The sequence below is a fragment of the Mycoplasma sp. HS2188 genome (assembly GCF_025209835.1).
Taxonomy (GTDB): Bacteria; Bacillota_I; Bacilli_A; order Mycoplasmatales; family Metamycoplasmataceae; genus Mycoplasmopsis.
Genome location: NZ_JAOAOI010000065.1, coordinates 1 through 621, shown reverse-complemented (window position 1 = coordinate 621; position 621 = coordinate 1). Strand labels below are relative to the sequence as shown.

Sequence of the window (621 nt, the reverse complement as noted above, 5' to 3'; positions counted from 1 at the left end):
ATGTTAATTCTAGTGCAAAAACTTTAATTAATTTAAATCTAAATCAAGAACTATTATTGAGTTTAGCTCGTGATAGTTTAGTTAGTGAATATACTAAAAAGTTAAATCAAAATATAAATAGAATTTTTACTAATGATATGGAGGAAATAAGTAAATTGAACATTTCTTTGAGCTTTAATGTAGATACTAAAATTTTGAATATTGATGTTGAAGTTAAAGAGGAATATAAGGATAAGTACAGAATTGAACCTAATAACACTTTTATATTGCAAATTGAAGGTTTTGCAGATGAAGATTCAATAAATAGCAATGAAAACAATATTTTTGAAGGTCTGGTTGTGGATGATATTAATTTATCAGGTTTAGATGATTATAATGAAATTAAAAGCTTTATTTTAGAGCAAATAGCTATCAAAATACCACATTTAAAATTAGGTACTGATTATGAGATTAAAAATTTAGATACAGTAATTAAACAGAGAATTAAACCACAAATAAATGTTTCGAATGTAAACTTACCTCGTAAGTCATCATTGGTTTTAGAGGCATTAAATGGTAGAAATGGCGTTTTTTATGTGGGTGTAATTAATACGACGAATAAAATTATTGATAATGATATAG

At 24.6% G+C, this 621-nt stretch carries 1 pseudogene; it reads left to right on the top strand.

The window, feature by feature from the left end:
• Positions 1-621: pseudogene (locus N1F73_RS03830) on the top strand (conjugation protein); the annotation flags it as partial.